The following is a 19,879-nucleotide window of genomic DNA, read 5'->3' as shown; positions in this document are numbered from 1 at the left end:
ATGAAGAGAAGGAAAAATGTGCCATTCGCAAAGATTTTGGATTCACTTGACAGCAAGTATCACAATTTTGACGGAGATGGGAACGAGGAACACTACGATTACATGTAAGGAGGCGAAGAAAGGAGCGTAAAACTTTATCAAGCCGATCCTTACCAGATTATTGTTGAGAATACCAGTCAACAGCAGGCCTTAACTGCTATTCTGTTTGGGAACGATAAGTTTCTACTCAAGACAAATTTCGGCAATCCAACAGGAATCGTTATCACAGTCGGGCAGCCGGGAGTAGAGTATGTAGAATTGTTACAACAATCTTCTACAAAACCGTTTTCTACACAGTTCATGCGGATCGAATCCGAAAACCAGTTACAGGTGACAAAGTTCATTACTGTCAATCAGAAAGATGCAAACGGGAACTGGTTCAGGCGCCCCATGAATATGCAACAGTTTAAGTCTGCCTATCAACAGGACAAGAATATGTTGGATGCACCGCTGAGCGAAGATTTTGACGGATCAACCTACTGGGAAGTGGAGATTGAACCTCAGACAAGGGTTTTCTATACCATATTCCCACTTTACAAGGTAGATACCGCTTCCACACTAAAAGGAAACGAGCCGATCAGGACGTATGCCCAGGCCAAAGTCAATACGACAGGGCTTGCGGTAATTCCAAATGGTATGAAACAATTAAAAAGAGGATAATTGAAATCGGTTGCATCTGCTTTTGCCGGGTGCAGCCATTTTTCAAAACATCCTTTTCATTAGGGACTGTTAATACTACCCGAAATGCAGAGGACTAAAAATATAAGAGATGAAGGGTAATATAAAAGGATGGAATTTCAAAAGGGCGTATGCTGCGGACGGTTCAAACAGTACATTGGAACAACTCACCGCAGAGAAAAGGCGCTTGGAAGCTCGCCAGTTAGAAATTCCCAAGATCATAGCACAACTCGAAGCGAGTCTGGAAAGAGCAAGAAACGACATCGTCTGGCTCGAATCACTGGGCACGCTTAAAAGAAGTAAGTGGGAAAAAGAAAAGGGTACAACTGTAGAGATTGCGGTCAACAATTACCATAAAGGGATTGTGACTAATACGGCTCGAATCGAATCACTGAAATTGGAGCAGAAACAGCTCCCCTCAAAAATTCAAGCTATACAAAAACAACTGGACACACTGGTTGAGGGCGAAAGCAAGGGTTTAGAGAAGGGGTTGGATAAAGAAACTGCTAAAGAGATAAGGGCGATTGAACTTCAAAAAGAAAAAGAACGCCTTGCACATGAAAGAGCCATCCGCGAAGCAGAATTAAAAGCTGAACGTGAAAAAAGGGAATTGGAAGCCCAACAGTTGAAACAACAGCAACAAGTGAAGGCCGAAGAAAAAGCAGGTGCAAATCAAACCAAACTCTTTATTGGGATCGGTATTGCACTTATCCTGCTAGTCGGGGGAATCATTCTCTATAAGCGGAAAATGGCAAAAACAGCTACTGGATGAAAATGCCCATGAGGTCACAGAAAAACAAATGATATTCAGATGAAACTGGCAGAACAAATCATAAAGAATCAGAACGCCGGAGAATTGGCAAAGAACAGGGAGCTTATCAAAATTAAGCTGAAAGAACTTGTTTTTGATTTTACGGATCAAGTGCTGGAAGTCCTGCACAAAACCGGAATTGCCGTAAGTAGGGTTTTACCGGATGAAGTGATTTTGACTATTGTAGTCAAACACCTTCCGAATAATCCGGCGTTTCGTGAGGCCATATCACACATGATCCTTGAGCTGGATGAACAGTACAACGCAGACGGTGAAAACAAAGGATCGGGGTTAGCTATAATCGGTGGTGCACTATCAGCAGTTGGAACTGTACTGGCAGGGATCGGAAGAGGACAAAATACAAATACCCAGTTGCAAGAGCAGCAATACTATATGCAACAGCAAGAGCAGCAAATAGAACAATAGAGAAAAAGGCGGACAACATGGATTGTCGTAGGTGTTTCTGTCTTTGTAATTATTGGAGCTATACTGGTGTTCAGAGGAGTCGGAAAAGGAAAACGAGCTGAAGTTACCCCGGCATGATCTCACTACTTTCCACCCTTATATTAAAAAGGATTACGAAGGGGTTTAAATCAGAGGTGAATACCGATCAAACCGGTATACTCCAAGAACAACGAAAACGAGAAGAACAACAAACAGTTAATTCTATATCATGAAATGCAAAAAATCCTCTATAAAACATTCTATTTTAAAAAAAACTCATAGTTTAGCGTCGAATTATTAACTATTATTATGAAAAGATTATTTGGCATTTGTGCCATGGCGGCTTTTTTAGGGTCGTGCACAGTCGGTCATCAAATTACGGTGACAAATAACCCAGTCGGTACTAAAACAGGTGTCGCTAAAGGAACAAACTTTAGCAAAGACCTTGATATAACAGCTGAAAAAGCATGTAGTAACGGTGGAATAACGAAAATTGGTACTATGGAGTTTAAAGCAACTCAAATCCTCTTTTTTGTAAAATTTAAAACAACAGTAACAGGTGAATAATAAGATTATGAAAAAATTAGCATTAGCATTTGTAGTTGGATTAGTAGCTACTTCTTGTAGCGTAACTTCACCAGTTACAGCAACAAACAACGAAATAGGATCTAAAGTTGGTAAATCAGAAACAACTTGTGTATTTGGTTACGGAGGAATTTCTTCTGGAATTGTATTGAACAAGAATTACGGTATTGCTGAAGCGGCAAAAAACGGTAATATCAATACTATCGCAACAGTTGATTTGAAGATTCAAAACTTCATTATCGTTAGAAAACACACATTAATCGTAACTGGAAAATAAAATATTATGAAAAAGATAAAATTAGCATTAGCGTCATTAACTGTTGTTGTTCTAACATCTTGTTCAATTTCAGGTCCATTATTGATTACTGACAACAAAGCTCTTGAAAAAAGAGGTGAGGCAAGTTATACTAGTTGGTTAGGGTTCCCTCCTTTCGATGGAGATATTAGCATCCAAACAGCAGCAAAAAATGGTGGAATAACTAAAGTTGCAACTGTAGACCAAAGAATTTATGGTGGATTCTTCAGAACAACTGTAACAACTATTGTAACAGGAGAATAATATTATTCAACTTGAATATAAGTGAACCGTCAACAGCTCAGTTGACGGTTTTTTTTTTGGTGAAAATTTTGCTGATTTAAAAAGTATTTAGATATTTGTCTAAATATATAATTAGTGAAAAATTTATTCAAAGCGCTTAATGATAAAACCAGAAGAGAAATTTTAGAACTACTAAAAGGTCAAGATTTAACCGCTGGTGAAATTGCAGAGCGATTTAATATCAGTAAGCCCAGTATCTCACATCATCTCGACTTACTAAAGAGGGCTGATTTAGTTACGAGTGAAAAAAAAGGACAATTTGTATTTTATTCACTCAACACTACCATTCTTGAAGATTTAGTAAAATGGGTTATAAACCTAAAAAATGACGAAAATGAATAACAACTTAAAAAAAGAAATTCCTTCACTTATTGCATTAATACTACCCGCTATATATTTACTATATACTTGGAGAACAATTAAGGATACAATCCCAATCCATTACAACTTTTATGGTGAACCAGACAGGTATGGAAGTAAATATACCTTAATATTTATCGCGTTATTTCTCCCTGCAATAGCCTATGTCATTTTTTATTTCATGCAAACTTTTGGTTCTAATGCCAATCTGAAAAGAATGAATAAAAAATTGAATGCATTAAAATTTATAATGACATTATTTATGTCAGCAATTGCAATTTTCATCATTTATTCTTCCAAAAGTGAAAGTATCTCCCAACCCTCTATCATATTTGCCTTAATCGGGCTGCTATTAGCGGCAATCGGAAATTTTTTCCCAACTATAAAACCGAATTATCTATTTGGCATTCGTACACCTTGGACTTTAAAAAACGAAATTGTTTGGAGATCAACCCATCAAATTGGAGGCAAATTGTGGTTTATAGGGGGCCTTTTGATTACGCTAATTTCCCTTATATCCACAGAACTTTGGTCCTTAATTACTGCAGTAGGCATTTTAGGAATCATCACAATTGTACCACTATTCTATTCTTATTTTAAAGCAAAAGAAATTCAATCATGAAAACTATTTTTTTAATCGTCATTGGCACGTTATTTCTAACCAATTTTGCTACTGGGCAAAACAGGGACTCAATACTTGTCCAATCTTCATCATTCTTAAACTTATTGGTTAATGATAATTCAAAAGAAGCATTTAACTTTTTTGCTGAAGAAACTAAGGTAGGACCTTTAAAAACACACGACGGGTTAAGCACAATATGGAAACAGTTAGAAAAACAATTTGGCCAATTTGAAAGTAGCGAATCTCCCAAAATAAAAATTGTAGAAGACCAAGTGTTATCAGAACAAATTCTGCGATTTCAAAACAGTTCTTTACTTTTAAGTTTAGCATTCAATAAAAACCTCAATATTAAAGGAATATTTTTCTCTCCATACAACGAGAGTCAGCTAGAGTTAGTAAAGAATGAAGATATTTGGGAAGAACAGGTTAGCGTTGAAACAGGAAAAAACATTAAGTTAAACGGCATCATAACCTATCCATACCAAGACCAAGAATATCCTGCTATAGTTCTGGTGCATGGTTCTGGTCCACAAGATATGAATCTTAGTTATGGTCCAAATCAACTTTTCAAAGAATTAGCTCACGCCTTAGCCGCGAAAGGAATTGTTGTATTACGTTTTGATAAACGAACTAAAGCATATGCTGGACAACCCGAATTGGATTACGAAAATTTAACAATTCAAGAAGAAACAATTGACGACGCTTTATCCGCCGTTAAACTGCTTAAAAAAAATAAACGTGTTAATCACCATAAAATTTATATTCTAGGTCATAGCTTAGGGGGAATGTGTGCTCCATTAATTGCGAAACAAGGAAAAAAGAAAGTTGCAGGCATCATCATAATGGCTGGAAATGCTCGTCCTTTAGAAGAGCTTATTCAAGAGCAATTTGAATATCTTTCCGTAATTGATGGTAAAATAGATAAGGAAGAGCAAGAAATGCTCAATAACTTAAAATCTGCTAGAATTGTCTTGGCAGAACTAAAAAAAACCGGACAAACTGAAGGAATTTTACCTTTAAACTTACCAGCTAGTTATTGGAATTCGCTCCTAAATTATAACCAAATTACCACAGCTATAAACATAAAACAACCAATCCTTATTTTGCAAGGAGAAAGAGATTATCAAGTTACGATGAGTGATTATAACTTGTGGCAATCGTCGCTCTCATCCAAAAAAAATGTAAATTTCATATCGTACCCTAAACTCAATCATTTATTGCAAGAGGGAGACACTAAAAGTATACCTGATGAATATCTTAAAAGGTCTACACTACCCAAATATATTGTCAATGACATCTCTGATTGGATAAAAAAACATGAATAAATAAATACGCCTTTCAAGCTTATTAGCAACCAATTGATTTTTTTAGCGTAATACTGCTAAGAATCTATATTTTTTTGTTTAAATTAGGCAACGAAATGAAAAAATTAACACAAATACTTATAGTTACTGTACTCTCTTCTTTTGGATTTACGAGCTGTGTAAAACCTGGTTGTACAGATGAAAAAGCAACAAATTACAGTGCTGAAGCAAAAGAAGATGACGGCACGTGTACTTATCGAGGAGATATCACTTTCTGGTGTTTACCGGCAGTTTCCGAGATGCTTTATGACATGGGGCATACAAGACTTCGATTTGAATTAGAAGGTGAAATTCTAGATTCGGTTGACACGGAATTCTTCTTTGCTCCGAGTGGCGAGTGTAATGCACCCGGTGTTAAGACAATTGCCATGAATGAATTGCCTTATGAATATCGTTATTATAAATATCGAGTAAAAGGAAGTGGATTCGCAACAATTTGGGAAGACTTTATTCGGTTGGACGCAAATGACTGTTTAGATATACAGTTAAAGTTCGAATAATCTGAAATAACATTTTTAAAAATGGAATCGGAACTTTTTTGTTCCGATTTTTTTTTACCATTCACTTTTAGAACAATTAAAATGCATTATATTTGCGCTCATTCAAATTTTAACTTGTTATTATTTGGAAAGACTACATTAATTCGACGTAAGTCTTGAATTATGCCCAGGTGCTGAAATTGGTAGACAGGCCATCTTGAGGGGGTGGTGTCCTATGGGCGTGCGGGTTCGACTCCCGCTCTGGGCACAAAAAAATCCAATTTGTATCATTAACAAATTGGATTTTTTGTTTGTGTAAATTAAAAAACTGTCACTAAATTTTAATCAAAACTCAATCACTAAAGGTTGAAAATAAGATTTTACGGTATTGCTAGAATAAGTATCCTACTCCGACCCCTCCTGAAGGGTAAAATTCAAATCCATTTTGATACCTCTCAAAAAACGGAGTAAACCCAGCTTTAAACATAATTTTACCACTAGGCCTTTGAAATCTATAATATAAACTTGGAGTTACAAATCCATCCAAAGTTCTTTCATATTCTCCGGTTATCGATCGGCTTTCAAAATTTATAAATGTATACCCTACCCCAAGTTGAACATGATGACTACCAAACGAAACGACTTCTGATATTGAAACAGGTAACCAAAATTCGATATAATTAGTAAACTCAGGGTAATAAGCACCTGAAATACTTGCCAAAGTTTTAAACCTATCCCCATTTAAAATTGTACGTTCGTATCCAATTGAATATATTAGTCCATGACCACCGACCTCAAATAACAGATTATTCTTTTTCTCAAAACGGTTTCCTAAACTGTTATTTTGACCGTTTATATTTACTGATGACAAAACGAGTAATGTGACGAATATCTTTTTCATAATTAGGTTAATTTTAATCTCATGAACGTTTAATATTCACTATTATTGCTCAAAATAGAACTAAACTTTAGTCCAGGTCTTGGTGTCGTATAACCATCCTAAATATCCGCGCACCATTAAATTACCATCTGAAATCCATAATTTTCCTTTGTACGTCTCTCCCTTTTTAGGGTCATATATTTTCCCTGTCCACTCTCCTCCTTCATATACAAAACCAATTAAAATATCCATTTTTAAAATTGGTCTTTTCCTTAAAGCTTCATTTGGATTATTCTTATCCGTTACTGGCTTACCATTTTCGTCATTTGGATTTTTGATCCAAACAACTCTACCATGATAACTATTCCCTTTTTTGTAAATCTCGATTTTTGCATCTTTTATCTCGGTTAACCATATTCCTTCAATGGCATTTGATTGCCCATATGTAGATATAATAGAAGAAACGCTTAAGATTATAAAAGCCATTATTCTTTTCATAAATCAATCTTTAAATGCTATTATTTCGATTCTCCGTAAAAGCACCACAAACTCCTTTTTTCTCCATTTTTAAATCTTAATCACAGATAAACGTCATGCTAAAAATCACTTAAATTCACATTTGTGGTTTCTTTGCGGAGAATCATAGTTTGACTCCGATTAATGCAATATCATCTGTTTGTTCGACACTTCCCTTCCAACGGTAAAAATTCCGTTCAATTTCCGACCGTTGTTCTTCCATTGTTAAGTGATTAATATCGAGTAACAATTCTTTAAATCTTTTTTTCAAGAATTTTTTATTTTTTCTACCACCAAATTGATCGACATAACCGTCAGTTGTGATATAAATAGTGTCACCTTCCTCTGTACTTATTGTATAATTAACAAAAGGTTCCATTTCAAAACTATAGCCGACAGGTTGTTTATCTCCTTTGTATTCATAAACTTCATTATCTCTTACGATGAAACACGATAGATTTGCCCCAGCGAAATAAATTTCTTGATTTGAAGGATTATAAACACAAAACGCCGCATCCATTCCATCACGAATATATTTGTCTGGATTTGATCGAAATAATCTTATCAGCTTTGATCTGACAAAATCGAGGGCTTGAGCGGGGTTATTAACCTTTGGACTGGTTAAAGACTCTGTTAACAATCCGCTACAAAGTAAACTTAAGACTCCGCCTGGCACTCCATGCCCTGTGCAATCTCCCACAATAATAGCTGGCCAATTTTCATCATTCTTTCCATGAACAGTTTCAAAAATATACAAGTCACCACTAAGTACATCCTTGGCACGATAAAAAACAAAAGAATCCTTAAAAATTGCCTTAGTTTCTTGTGGTGTCGGTAAGGTTGATTCTTGAATATTCTTTGCGTACAAAATACTCTGACTTATTTCTAAATTTTGTTCATAAATCGTATTGTACGCCTTTCGCATTTCTGTAATATCCCTGCATACCCCTGAAATTCGAACGGTATCTCCTATCTCGTTGATAATCGGAAACCACTTTTCGCTAATCCATCTTAATTCTCCTTTTACAAATCGTCTGTATTCAATATTTCCTATTTCTCCTCGCTTCACCTTTTCCTCAATTTCGTGAACGAGTTCCCGATCTTCTGGAAAAACATACCGTTCAAAATAATTTTCGCCCGAATAGAAAAACTCCTTATTCGCTCCTAAGATAGCCTCGCAATTTGGGCTAATATAATCATATGATTTTGTGTTGTAATCATAAAGAAAAAAGACATCGTTTATAGAATTGCTAATCAACCTAAAGTTTTCTTCACTTTTCTTTAAAGCCTCTTCAATTGCTGCTTGTTCTGTAACATCCCTCAAAAAAGCTTGGATTGATTCAACCTGATTATTCTCATATTTAACACCCAAGCTACCTTTTACGGCAATCACTTCGTTCGACTTTGTTAACATTTTAAATGCAATTTCCTTATCGTCGTTTACCGAACCAATTTTTAAGATTTCTGCCAAAATATTTTCACAATACACCCTACTGGTGTCATCAATTAAATCAAATAAATTAATTTTCTCTACCTCATCATCATTATATCCAAAACGATGTTTCCACGACTCATTCACATATAATATTTCACCTGTTGGTGTCATGCTTTGAATCATTTCCATAGAATTATCAAAAAGCTCCCGGTATTTCGTTTCACTTTCTTTTAATTCCATCATCACCTTGTTTATTTCTTCAAGGTTTCTCACTACACCAAAAAAACCTCTGATGAACTTAGAATTTGTTGGATCAAAAATTAGTCGCGAGTTTTGACCTACCCAAATTTCACGACCATCTTTTGCAACCATGCGATATTCAATATAAGTATCTTCTACCCTATCTTTAAACTGATTATAAAAATGATCCGCCAAATTTTTTAAAAAATCATTATGGACCAATACTTTATACGATTGCCCAATTAACTCAGCTTGTTTATAACCCAACAGATTTTCAGAAACGGGGTTTATATAAGTTACAATTCCTTGCTCATCAGTGCTAAAGATAATATCGGTAGCATTATTTATTATATGCTGTAATTGAAACTCATCTTGTTTTTGAGTTGAAATATCCCTTGATATTCCCATTGTTCCTATTACATTACCTTTTTCATCAAAAACTTTATTGGCTGACAAATAACTCAAAAATTGCTCCCCGTTAATTCGTTTATTGATAATTTCCCCTTTAAAAACATTGCTGTCTTCAAGGGCTTTACGAACTTTTTTCCAATCATTCTCATTCGCATAAAACAAATCTATAGATTTTCCAATCGCATCTTTTTTTCCAAAACCAAACTGTTTAGAAGCTGCTTTATTGTAGTCAATTATAATTCCATCATTATCACAAAGTATCACGCAATCTGCGATGCTCCGCATCAATAAAGAATTTCTGTTCTGTAAAAACGAAATTTTAACTCGAGAGCGGTAAAAAACGAAACTAACGCCCGCTAGAATAATCGCAATAAAACAAGCCGCACCGATTAGAATAAAACTAAAATTCCAATACGAGTTGATTTCATGATCAATTACTTTAATCTTTCTTCTGATATTACCTCGATTGGTTACAACATCATCCCTTAAAGCCGCAATACTGTATTCTGCATCTTTAAAATCTTCAGAATTCTCAAACCTCCTAAAAGCATGTTTTAAATCTTCTAGTTTTGATGAAATACCATTTAATTCAGCATACTTTTCTGTATCAAATTGAGTATTAACAACTTTATCCAGTAAAATTTGGGCATCCATATCACCTTCTGTCATGAAAGCTTCTAAACAATCGGTTAGGTCATACTCAAATGAAGAAATTATTTCGTACTGTTCTGACAGCGTTTCAACGGCATTTCTTTTTTGAATAATTGAATAGAGTAACCAAAAACTAATACAAATGAAACCTACGGAAACAAAGAGTGTAGTTACAAAGGTTATTTTTCGGATATTCGGGCTAATTGATTTCATAAGACTAACAACTAGCTAAATATAATTAATTTCCGTTTACTTTTAAATAATAATAGGCAGAGTTAATCAGTTTCAAAACACCATCATTTTAGTATCAATTGAAATCGAAGTGGTTAGCTAAAAAAACAATGTTAATTATGAATTATGAAATCCATTTAACATCTTTAAAATCAGGCTTTCGCTTTTCTAAAAATGCATTCCTACCTTCTTTTGCTTCTTCAGTCATATAAGCCAAACGTGTGGCTTCTCCAGCAAAGACTTGCTGTCCAACCATACCATCATCAGTTAAGTTCATTGCAAACTTTAACATTTTTATTGATGTTGGGGATTTAGCAAGAATTTCTTGTGCCCATTCGTAAGCTGTATCTTCAAGTTCGTTGTGTGGTATTACCGCATTCACCATTCCCATTTCATAAGCTTCTTGCGCAGAGTAATTACGACCAAGAAAGAAGATTTCTCGTGCCTTTTTTTGCCCTACCATTTTTGCCAAATATGCCGAACCATAACCTCCATCAAAACTTGTAACATCAGCATCTGTTTGCTTAAAAATTGCATGTTCTTTACTGGCTAAAGTCATATCGCAAACAACATGTAATGAGTGACCGCCTCCTACTGCCCAACCCGGAACTACAGCTATCACAACTTTAGGCATAAAACGTATTAACCGTTGAACTTCCAAAATATTTAAACGATGCGCTCCATCTTCACCGACATAGCCTTGATGTCCTCTTGTTTTTTGATCTCCGCCACTACAAAAAGAGTAAACACCATCCTTTGATGAAGGTCCTTCTGCGGATAATAAAACAACACCTATACTACTGTCTTCTTGTGCGTCATAGAATGCACGATATAATTCACTCGTGGTTTTAGGACGAAAAGCATTCCTAACATCAGGACGATTAAACGCTATTCGTGCTACACCATTTGCTTTTTTATAAGTAATATCTTCAAATTCGATTGCAGTTTTCCATGCCACTTCTTTCATATAATTCAATTTTTCGTAAAAATACAAAAGCCAATTATTAAAACAAGGGATTAATAATAATTACGACTGTTCTTACAGGTCGATAATTAGGGAATAGCCTTTAAAATTCGAAAATTTAGGCACGTTTATTGACTATTATTAACAAAACTATAGGATTTACAGAGCTCATTTTTTTGTAATTTCGTGACCTTTCAAAGGCAAGTCAATTGATAACATTGAGTCTTAAGCCAATTCAAATAGAGCTGGTTGAATTGAAAAATATATTAAAAGCATGAAGAAAATTTTGATCGCAAGTTTATTGATGGGAGCAGCCACTGTTTTCAGTCAAGGAACAAAAGAAGAAACAACAGTAAAGTTTGAAGAAGTATATGGTTATTTATCATCGAGTTATGTTGATGAATTTGATGGTGCAGCATTAACTGACGCTGCCATCGTAGCAATGTTGAAAGAACTAGATCCGCACAGTTATCTCATTCCAAAATCAGAGGTAAATCAAGCAAACGACCGAATTAATGGAAGTTTTGTTGGTGTAGGAATTCAATTTAGAATTATTGAAGATACATTAACGGTTGTCAACACTATTGAAGGCGGTCCGAGTGAAAAAGTTGGAATACAGGCCGGTGACAAAATTGTGAAAGTTGACGATGAAAATATTGCAGGAATTGGGTTACAAAATTCGGGGGTTAGAGAACGACTTTTGGGTGAAAAAAACTCTTTAGTTGTTATGGGCATTAAACGAAAAGGAGAAAAAGAAATTTTAGATTTTAATGTTAAACGAGATAATATACCGCTATTTAGTGTTGCAAGTTCCTATATGGTTACCGAAAAGACAGGTTATATCAAGGTTACTAATTTCGCACGGACTACGCCTGAGGAACTGGTGAGAGCTTTAGGTGAACTTAAAGAAGAAGGCATGAAAAATTTAATACTTGACTTACAAGGAAATGGTGGAGGATTATTGCATGTTGCTAAATTTATGGCCGATGAATTTCTATCGGACGATAAGCTAATTGTTTATTCTGAAGGCCGTTCACAACCAAAAAGAACCCTAATTGCTAATGACAAGGACAGCCGTGGCAGATACTATCATAGTAAAGAAAAAGGATCGTTTGAAAAAGGGAAATTAGTGGTATTAATCGACGAGAGTTCGGCTTCAGCTTCAGAAATCGTATCGGGTTCTTTGCAAGATTGGGACCGTGCTTTAATTGTTGGTAGGAGAAGTTTTGGAAAAGGCTTGGTCCAAAAACCTTTTAAGCTATCGGATGGATCGGAAGTTCGTTTAACCATTGCTCGTTATTACACACCTGCAGGAAGATTCATTCAAAAACCTTATGATGAAGGCGTTGATGCTTATCGAGACGATTATATCAATCGATATAACCACGGTGAGATGATGCACAAAGACAGCATTAAACTTCCGGACTCTTTGAAGTTTGAAACACTTAAGCTTAAGCGTACAGTGTACGGTGGTGGAGGAATTATGCCTGATATTTTTGTGCCGCTTGATACAAGTGAAATTAGCGATCTTTATCGTTCGATTAGCCGAAGTGGGGTTTTAAACACTTTTTGCTTTTCATATGTTGATGATAATCGAAAAAAATTAGTGAAAATGTATCCAAGTTTTGAAGTATTTAGAGATGAATTTAAAACGGATGATGCTTTTATGGCTGAATTTTGGAAGGCGGCCGCTGTCGTAGACGTTGAATTTAATGAAGATGACTACGCTGTTTCGCAAAAACTAATCACAACATTGCTAAAAGCTAGAATTGCATCAAATCTTTTTGATTCGTCAAAGTTTTACCCAATTTACAATATCAATGAGAATGAAATATTCATTAAAGGATTGGAGATTATTGAGGGTAATGCAATGTCAGAATTAGGCTTAGATTATTAATTATAAAATAAAAACAACAACAAGATGAAAAAAGTAGTAGGATCTTTTATAATGCTTGCATTATTTGCATGTGGAAATGATTCAAACAAAGAAGTAAACGAAGGTACAAGTTCAATTGTAGCTCTTGAAAGTAGTGAATCAGGTACCTCTCCAAATGAAATGGTTTCAGGGTCAACAAAAAACAATTCACCTGCTGATAATAAGTTAGAGGCTACTACTATTGAGTACATGCAAGAGAAACACAATTTTGGAAATGTTCGTTATCCAAGTGAAAACCTGCATACGTTTCGTTTTAAAAACACAGGTAACGCCCCATTAGTAATTGAAAGCGCTAAAGCATCTTGTGGATGTACCGTACCAAATAAGCCAGAGGAACCAATTATGCCTGGTGAGTTTGGAGAAATGGATGTTATATTTAGACCAAAAGAAGGACAAGCTGGACAAGTGGTAACAAAAAGAGTTACTGTAACAGCTAATACAGAACCTAAGCAAACGTATTTAGAAATTGAAGCTAATGTTTTGGCTCCAATGAATTAAATAAATAATTTCGAAAAAATAAAAAAAACACTGCTTTTTTGGTAAGCAGTGTTTTTTTTTGGCTTAGTGATTGTAGCAGTTGTTTGAGCTCTCAATCCGATTGAAACGGAGGATTGAAGCGAGCGCGAAAAGCACGACTTTTTATGATTTTAACATAAAAAGGAAGCCCCAACTCTTCTTTAAACAATTTCCATTTTTTTCAATAAAAATGAAGCATTCATATTTTTACAAATTCCATTTTTAAATCGGTAATCAAAATAAAGTTCATTGTTCACAATTTCGGCATCAAAATAATAGTTTTCTACTTGAGGTAAGCTGGTAGAAAGCGCGCATAAACTAAGATCGTGCGTTGCTATCAGACCGGTAGAATTTGACGCAACTAGTCGCTCAATAAACTTTGCAGAACCTTCCGCTTTGTCTTTACTGTTGGTTCCCTTTAAAATTTCATCCAAGATGATAAAATATCGATCCTTTTCAATTTCATTAACAATGTACTTTAACCTTTTTAATTCAGAGAAGAAATACGATTCATCATTGACTAAAGAATCTGATGTTCGCATACTGGATATTAGTTTAATTGGTCGATAAACGAATTCTTTGGCACAAACGGGCAACCCAATATTTGCCATAACAATATTTAAAGCTACAGTTCTTAAGAAAGTACTTTTCCCCGCCATATTGGCTCCTGTAATGATGTAAAAGTCTTGATTATTTATAGCAAAATCATTTGAAACTCTCTGCGTTTCATTCAATAATGGATGTCCGAGTTGAATTGCTTTAATGGTGTCTTTTTCATTCGTAGACAATTCGGGATAAACATGTTGTGGACGGTTATAAGCAAAGTTTGCTAACGAATTATAAGCTTCAAAAACCGCGATAGTTTCAAACCAAGTTTCCGTAGTCGTTTGAAACTTCTTAATCCATTGTTCAATACGATACGCATATCTTAAATCCCAAAGGAAAAAACCATTTGCCAACAAAGCGAAAAATATATTATTTCGCTGATCTAAATTGTTAAGGTCTTTAGCCAATGACTCAACTATTTCGGAAGCTTTTTTAGATTTATTTTGGATATTATTCTGAAGCTCAATTAACATATGAGATGAAAATTGCTGATCTTCAATATCTTTTAAGAGTTTTGAGTATTGAGATATGGTTTCTGTCATTTGACTGGCAGAAAGGTATAGCTTATTGACTTTTTTTAGAAAGACACCTGTTATTCCTAGACCAAAAAAGAACCACATGCTAAGGAGACTTCCCGAGATTAAATCTAAGCCATACGCAACCAAACCAGAGAGAGAAATTAGAGAAATAATCAACGGTAATTTTGCGATAAAATTTGGAAGAACTGATTGATAATTTTTCAACCATTTGAGAATAACCTGATGATCAACGGCAGTTTTAATCAAACCTGCCGTTACTTGAAAATTCTGCCTCCATTTTGGACGGTCATTTAGTTCTTTTATAGCCTCTTGCTTGTCTTTAATATGGTCAATTGTATTTTCATTTAATAAGGCGGCTAGCTTTTTTCGTCCTGGCTCAGTATTCGTTCGATTGATATATTGAAAGATCGATCCGTGACCGAACAAATCAATATCTTGATTATAGTAATGATTTTCTCCTATGAACTCCTCACCAGTTTCGGCATTCTTAAAATTCCCCTTAGAAAATTCAATTTCTAATTCATTTAATTCGATAAGTTTATCACAACGTTTTTTCTCTAATTTGATATCCGCGTTTTTTGAAACCATGTATAGAAAGATTGCCATACCGGAGACACCGACAACTACAGCTATATTTATATAGTTGCTCAACAAATAAATTAAGCAAATGGTGACAGCAAATACGGTTAAACGTAACATTCCAACCCAAAATAGTTTTGTTTTAACTTTTGATCGTGTTACTTTCCAATGTTCGAGTTGTTTTGTATAAAATTCTACAGGATTAATTGTATTTTCTTCACTCATTTAAGTTGCGCTTTGATTTTTAATTATTCTCCAAAATAACCTTGGCGAGAAGCGTTTAATATAAACGGCCCATATTTCTTTATTTCCAATTAAAATTGACTTTTTTCGTTTGCGAACGGCCTTTAATAGAATTTGTACACACTTTTCAACAGGCATTCCAGTTTCTTGATTATGGTCCATAACCCCATGAGCATTTCCTTGAGCATTCAAGGCAGATTTTGAAATTTCAGTATTAATTTTTCCGGGATAAGCCAATGTAACAAAAATGTTATTTTTCGCTTCTTCTAACAACAAACTTTCATAAAATCCTTGTAAAGCATGCTTTGATGCAGCATATGCCGAACGTAAATAAAATCCAAATTTACCGGCTATACTTGACATAACAATAAAGTGGCCACTTTTTTGAGCCCTAAATACTGGTAAAACAGCCTTTGCCAAAGCAATATTGCCAAAATAGTTAATTTCCATTATTCGACGATCAATTGCTATATCCGTTTCGTGAACTTCACCACGTTGACTTAACCCCCCGTTATTAAAAACAAAATCAATTGAACCTCTAAATGCCTTCGCTTCTTGTACCTTTGATTCAAAGTTTGTCTGGTTTTCTAGGTCGAGCGGAATGATATATACATTATCAGGGTAATTAAAGGTTGACTTAACTGATTCCAGTTTAGCAACGTTTCGAGCGGAAAGTATGACAAATCCGCCCAAACTGTTGACTTGGCGAGCGATTTCTTCTCCAATCCCGGATGAAGCTCCTATTACCCAAGCGACTTTATTTTTAAAGGTCTCATTCATAATTCGACGAAATTAATCAATTCGCATCATTTTAAAATTAGAACCCGTTAAATAATGCAAAGGATAGTGCACTTTTAAGCTGAAATGTTATTTTTGCTCATATGCAACTCAACACTATAGAAGATTTTTCGAATGATTTTAACGATTATTACGAAAAAACGAAATATCAACTGACCTACAGGTTAAGTATTGCTGTAGCTACTATGCTGCTGATTCTTGGTATTACTTTTATTATTTTAAAAGAACCTGTCATTTACTTGACTGCTGCCGGTTTTGCTGCTTGTATTGGTTTTGTGGTATATATGCGACTGACCAAAAAATATAAACTTGCTGCAATTTTATTTACACTTACCGGCTCGTCGTTATCCATTTTGACTTTGCTTACGATTAAAGATGCTTTTCATTTTGTAGATCCTTTGTGGATGTTGATTGTAGCCCTATTTGCCTACTTCACGTTAGGAAAAGTGTTTGGAAATATTATTCTAATTACAGAATTCTTAGCAGTTGCCTATTATTTGATTTTTAACTTAAATGAGAATCTTGAACTCGTTGAACAATTATCAACTGGCGAGTTATACTCTTTAGCATTAAACTGCTTTCTCTGCGCTATTGTCATCGCCTATCTCATTTATCAATTTCTGCGTCGAAATGCTTTCGCTGCGAATTCTTATCGAAAATTAACCCAAGAGTTGCACTCTAAAAACTTACTCGTTGAAAGCCAAAACCGGGAAAAAACAGCCATGTTAAAAGAAATTCATCACAGAGTTAAAAATAATTTGCAAGTAATTACAAGCCTGCTTCGCTTACAAACTAAAGATATGAAAAATCCAGAGTCCGTAAATCATTTTAAAGAAGCTATTGGTAGAATTGGAGCAATGGCATTAATCCACAATCAAATGTATCAATCAAAAGATTTGGATCGTATTGATATTGAATCCTACTTACAGTCTCTCTCAAAAAATATTCTTAGTTCATATACCTTGGACATTCCCGTAAGTTTAAATTTCGATATAAAAATTAAGCATTTCGATTCGGATCAAATTGTCTCACTTGCCCTACTATTCAACGAATTAGTATCCAACTCTTTAAAACACGCGTTTAAACACAAGGATCAAGGTATAATTAATACAAGTATACGAAAACTGGAAGGCAGTAAAATTAAATTTATTTTTAACGATAACGGTGATTGGGTGCAACCTAAATCAAATGACTCATTTGGACTTGAATTGATAGAAACGCTGGTTGAACAAATGAATGGTTCAATAAAGAGAAACATTGACAAGGGAACACAATATGAGTTTTTGCTAGACGTACAATCCGAATAGTATTTTATATCGAAAACGAAATTAATTCAACCCAATTTAGTAAATTTGTATTGTGTCAAAATTAACCATAGCCATAGACGGATTCTCTTCTTGTGGAAAGAGTACACTTGCCAAAGAAATTGCGCAAGCCTTGAACTATATATATGCAGATAGCGGAGCTATGTACCGTGCGGTAACGCTATATATGTTAGATAAAGGAATTTTAAAGGATGGTGCATTCATACCTGAGCAGGTTATTAGTGCTTTGGACAAGATTGATATTGCTTTCAAATTTGATGCTTCACTAGGTAAATCTGAAACTTATTTGAATGGTGTAAATGTTGAGAAAGACATTCGTAACAGTAGAATTTCTAAAAATGTAAGTGGAATTAGCGCTGTAAAAGAAGTCCGTGAAAAATTGGTTGAAATTCAACAAAACATGGGTAAAACAGGTGGTGTAGTGATGGATGGAAGGGATATTGGAACGGTAGTTTTTCCTAATGCAGAAGTTAAATTATTCATGACAGCATCAAATAGAGTTAGGGCAGAACGAAGGTATAAAGAGCTAAAGGAGAAAGGTGAAAACATCAGCTTAGATCAAGTAGCTGAAGACCTTCAAAAACGTGATTATATTGATATGAACCGTGAAATTAGCCCACTTCGAAAAGCCGATGATGCGATAGAAATTGATAACTCAGAATTGACAAGAGCCTCTCAATTGGAAACAGCACTAGCTATTATTAAAAAGCAAAAATCGAAGCTGTTAAGCAAGGCTTAAATGAGCGCTTTCAATTTGTTTTATAAAAGATTTAATCGCATCCAATACTTTAATTCAACAATTTGATTTAAAAGGATTTTGAAATCAATTAGTCCTGCAAACACGACGCAATTCCTATTTTTTACTTAAAAAGTGCACAACTAAGGGGAAAGTTTTTTAATTTTGCCCGTTCAATAATCTTAAAACAAAGAAATGAGCGCGAATAAAGTTCTTGAATTATTAGGTAGCGAAGGAGAGGCTTTGCTAAAGCATGAATGTCAAACAATATCAAAAGACTTACTTCATTTACCGGGAGGTGATTTTGTATCGCGTTCTTTTGGACCAACTAATCGTAATCCTCAGGTTTTAAGAAGCCTTGAAGCTATTTATAATCACGGAAGATTAGCTGGAACAGGTTATGTTTCAATATTACCTGTTGATCAAGGAATTGAGCATTCAGCGGGTGCATCATTTGCTCCAAACCCTATTTATTTTGATCCGGAAAACATTGTAAAACTAGCTATTGATGGTGGTTGTAATGCCGTAGCATCAACATTTGGTGTTTTAGCTTCTTGTTCTCGTAAATACGCCCACAAAATACCTTTCATTGTTAAATTAAATCACAATGAAATGTTGTCTTATCCAAATACGTTTAACCAGATCGAATTTGGATCAGTAGAAGAAGCTTGGAATTTAGGAGCAACCGCTGTAGGAGCAACTATTTATTTTGGTTCGGAAGGATCAGAACGTCAAATTATAGAGATAGCACAAGCGTTCGAACGTGCTCATGAATTAGGAATGGGTACCATTTTGTGGTGCTACTTGAGAAATTCAGACTTCAAAAAAGACGGAGTAGATTACCACACTGCAACAGATATTTCTTCGCAAGCAACTCATTTAGGAGTTACCATTCAAGCAGATATTATCAAACAAAAATTACCTGAATTAAACGGTGGTTACCCAGCGATCAACTTTGGTAAAACACATGATAAAGTTTATTCAGATTTAACAACAGACAATCCAATCGATTTATGTCGTTACATGGTCGCAAATTGCTACATGGGAAGAAACGGATTAATAAATTCAGGTGGTGCTTCAACAGGAAGTGGAGCAACCGATCTTGCCAGTGCTATTAAAACAGCTGTTATCAACAAAAGAGCTGGAGGACATGGATTAATTTCAGGTAGAAAAGCATTCCAAAAAGATATGAATGTTGGAATTGAATTGTTAAATGCAATTCAAGACGTTTACCTTGACGAGTCAATCTCAATTGCCTAAATTTATAACCCACTACGGTTAAATTAAATTATA

21 protein-coding genes and 1 tRNA gene are annotated in these 19,879 nt (G+C 34.9%); 16 read left to right on the top strand and 6 right to left on the bottom strand.

From position 1 onward, the window contains the following. Nucleotides 1–369: 369 nt before the first annotated feature. From A8143_RS16830 to A8143_RS03025, 11 genes are all read left to right on the top strand, one after another. Complete coding sequence (locus A8143_RS16830; protein ID WP_175437468.1) at nt 370–699, top strand: hypothetical protein; 330 nt, start codon at nt 370–372, stop codon at nt 697–699. Between the two features lie 109 nt (nt 700–808). Beyond that, on the top strand, nt 809–1,489 hold the full coding sequence (locus A8143_RS03070; protein ID WP_066756094.1) for an LPXTG cell wall anchor domain-containing protein: 681 nt from the start codon (nt 809–811) through the stop codon (nt 1,487–1,489). Between the two features lie 39 nt (nt 1,490–1,528). Then, nucleotides 1,529–1,954, top strand: a complete 426-nt coding sequence (locus tag A8143_RS03065; RefSeq protein WP_066756091.1) for a hypothetical protein — start codon at nt 1,529–1,531, stop codon at nt 1,952–1,954. Nucleotides 1,955–2,281: 327 nt separating this feature from the next. After that, a complete protein-coding gene (locus A8143_RS03060; RefSeq protein ID WP_139134251.1) occupies nt 2,282–2,539 on the top strand; it encodes a hypothetical protein in 258 nt (85 codons plus the stop codon). A 7-nt stretch (nt 2,540–2,546) separates the two neighbouring features. Continuing rightward, nucleotides 2,547–2,834 carry a TRL domain-containing protein gene (locus A8143_RS03055; RefSeq protein WP_066756167.1) on the top strand — a complete coding sequence of 96 codons (288 nt, stop codon included), beginning with the start codon at nt 2,547–2,549 and terminating at the stop codon, nt 2,832–2,834. Between the two features lie 6 nt (nt 2,835–2,840). Further along, nucleotides 2,841–3,116: a TRL domain-containing protein gene (locus A8143_RS03050; protein ID WP_066756085.1), complete on the top strand. Its 276-nt coding sequence runs from the start codon at nt 2,841–2,843 to the stop codon at nt 3,114–3,116. A 114-nt stretch (nt 3,117–3,230) separates the two neighbouring features. Then, entirely contained in the window at nt 3,231–3,497 is a 267-nt protein-coding gene (locus tag A8143_RS03045) for an autorepressor SdpR family transcription factor (RefSeq protein ID WP_066756082.1), read from the top strand. Beyond that, nucleotides 3,490–4,137, top strand: coding sequence for an SdpI family protein (locus A8143_RS03040; protein WP_066756079.1), 648 nt, complete (start codon nt 3,490–3,492; stop codon nt 4,135–4,137). Before A8143_RS03045 ends, A8143_RS03040 begins: the two co-directional genes overlap by 8 nt. After that, nucleotides 4,134–5,462 carry an alpha/beta hydrolase gene (locus A8143_RS03035; protein ID WP_066756077.1) on the top strand — a complete coding sequence of 443 codons (1,329 nt, stop codon included), beginning with the start codon at nt 4,134–4,136 and terminating at the stop codon, nt 5,460–5,462. The genes A8143_RS03040 and A8143_RS03035 overlap by 4 nt, the downstream gene beginning before the upstream one ends. A gap of 95 nt (nt 5,463–5,557) precedes the next feature. Beyond that, nucleotides 5,558–6,001, top strand: coding sequence for a hypothetical protein (locus tag A8143_RS03030; RefSeq protein WP_066756074.1), 444 nt, complete (start codon nt 5,558–5,560; stop codon nt 5,999–6,001). A 164-nt stretch (nt 6,002–6,165) separates the two neighbouring features. Continuing rightward, nucleotides 6,166–6,248, top strand: a tRNA-Leu gene (locus A8143_RS03025). A 123-nt stretch (nt 6,249–6,371) separates the two neighbouring features. On the opposite strand, the gene A8143_RS03020 is transcribed toward A8143_RS03025, so the two are convergent. From A8143_RS03020 to A8143_RS03005, 4 genes are all read right to left on the bottom strand, one after another. Further along, complete coding sequence (locus A8143_RS03020) at nt 6,372–6,881, bottom strand: hypothetical protein (protein WP_066756072.1); 510 nt, start codon at nt 6,879–6,881, stop codon at nt 6,372–6,374. Between the two features lie 60 nt (nt 6,882–6,941). After that, complete coding sequence (locus tag A8143_RS03015; RefSeq protein ID WP_066756070.1) at nt 6,942–7,358, bottom strand: DUF2147 domain-containing protein; 417 nt, start codon at nt 7,356–7,358, stop codon at nt 6,942–6,944. 142 nt (nt 7,359–7,500) lie between these two features. After that, the gene (locus A8143_RS03010; RefSeq protein ID WP_066756068.1) at nt 7,501–10,326 is read right to left on the bottom strand and encodes a PAS domain S-box protein; all 2,826 of its coding nucleotides are present in this window, start codon (nt 10,324–10,326) and stop codon (nt 7,501–7,503) included. A 142-nt stretch (nt 10,327–10,468) separates the two neighbouring features. Next, on the bottom strand, nt 10,469–11,311 hold the full coding sequence (locus A8143_RS03005) for a 1,4-dihydroxy-2-naphthoyl-CoA synthase (protein ID WP_175437467.1): 843 nt from the start codon (nt 11,309–11,311) through the stop codon (nt 10,469–10,471). 271 nt (nt 11,312–11,582) lie between these two features. Between A8143_RS03005 and A8143_RS03000 the strand changes: the two genes are divergently transcribed. Continuing rightward, nucleotides 11,583–13,205, top strand: a complete 1,623-nt coding sequence (locus tag A8143_RS03000; RefSeq protein WP_066756064.1) for a S41 family peptidase — start codon at nt 11,583–11,585, stop codon at nt 13,203–13,205. 24 nt (nt 13,206–13,229) lie between these two features. Then, entirely contained in the window at nt 13,230–13,742 is a 513-nt protein-coding gene (locus A8143_RS02995; RefSeq protein WP_083261184.1) for a DUF1573 domain-containing protein, read from the top strand. 179 nt (nt 13,743–13,921) lie between these two features. Here A8143_RS02995 and A8143_RS02990 read toward each other — a convergent pair whose 3' ends face one another. Together A8143_RS02990 and A8143_RS02985 are read right to left on the bottom strand one after the other, a co-directional pair. Continuing rightward, nucleotides 13,922–15,709: a MutS-related protein gene (locus A8143_RS02990; protein ID WP_066756062.1), complete on the bottom strand. Its 1,788-nt coding sequence runs from the start codon at nt 15,707–15,709 to the stop codon at nt 13,922–13,924. Beyond that, entirely contained in the window at nt 15,710–16,507 is a 798-nt protein-coding gene (locus A8143_RS02985) for an SDR family NAD(P)-dependent oxidoreductase (RefSeq protein ID WP_066756059.1), read from the bottom strand. 101 nt (nt 16,508–16,608) lie between these two features. Between A8143_RS02985 and A8143_RS02980 the strand changes: the two genes are divergently transcribed. The 3 genes from A8143_RS02980 (at nt 16,609) to A8143_RS02970 (ending at nt 19,846) form a co-directional block, all read left to right on the top strand. Then, nucleotides 16,609–17,832 (top strand): sensor histidine kinase, encoded by a 1,224-nt coding sequence (locus A8143_RS02980; protein WP_066756057.1) that lies wholly within the window; start codon nt 16,609–16,611, stop codon nt 17,830–17,832. 52 nt (nt 17,833–17,884) lie between these two features. Next, entirely contained in the window at nt 17,885–18,589 is a 705-nt protein-coding gene (cmk, locus tag A8143_RS02975) for a (d)CMP kinase (RefSeq protein ID WP_066756055.1), read from the top strand. A 192-nt stretch (nt 18,590–18,781) separates the two neighbouring features. Beyond that, complete coding sequence (locus A8143_RS02970; RefSeq protein ID WP_066756053.1) at nt 18,782–19,846, top strand: class I fructose-bisphosphate aldolase; 1,065 nt, start codon at nt 18,782–18,784, stop codon at nt 19,844–19,846. Nucleotides 19,847–19,879 lie beyond the last annotated feature (33 nt).

It is taken from the genome of Crocinitomix algicola (assembly GCF_001661595.2).
GTDB lineage: Bacteria > Bacteroidota > Bacteroidia > Flavobacteriales_D > Crocinitomicaceae > Crocinitomix > Crocinitomix algicola.
The sequence above is the reverse complement of the archived record's forward strand: the minus strand, read 5'-3'. Positions and strand labels throughout refer to the sequence as shown.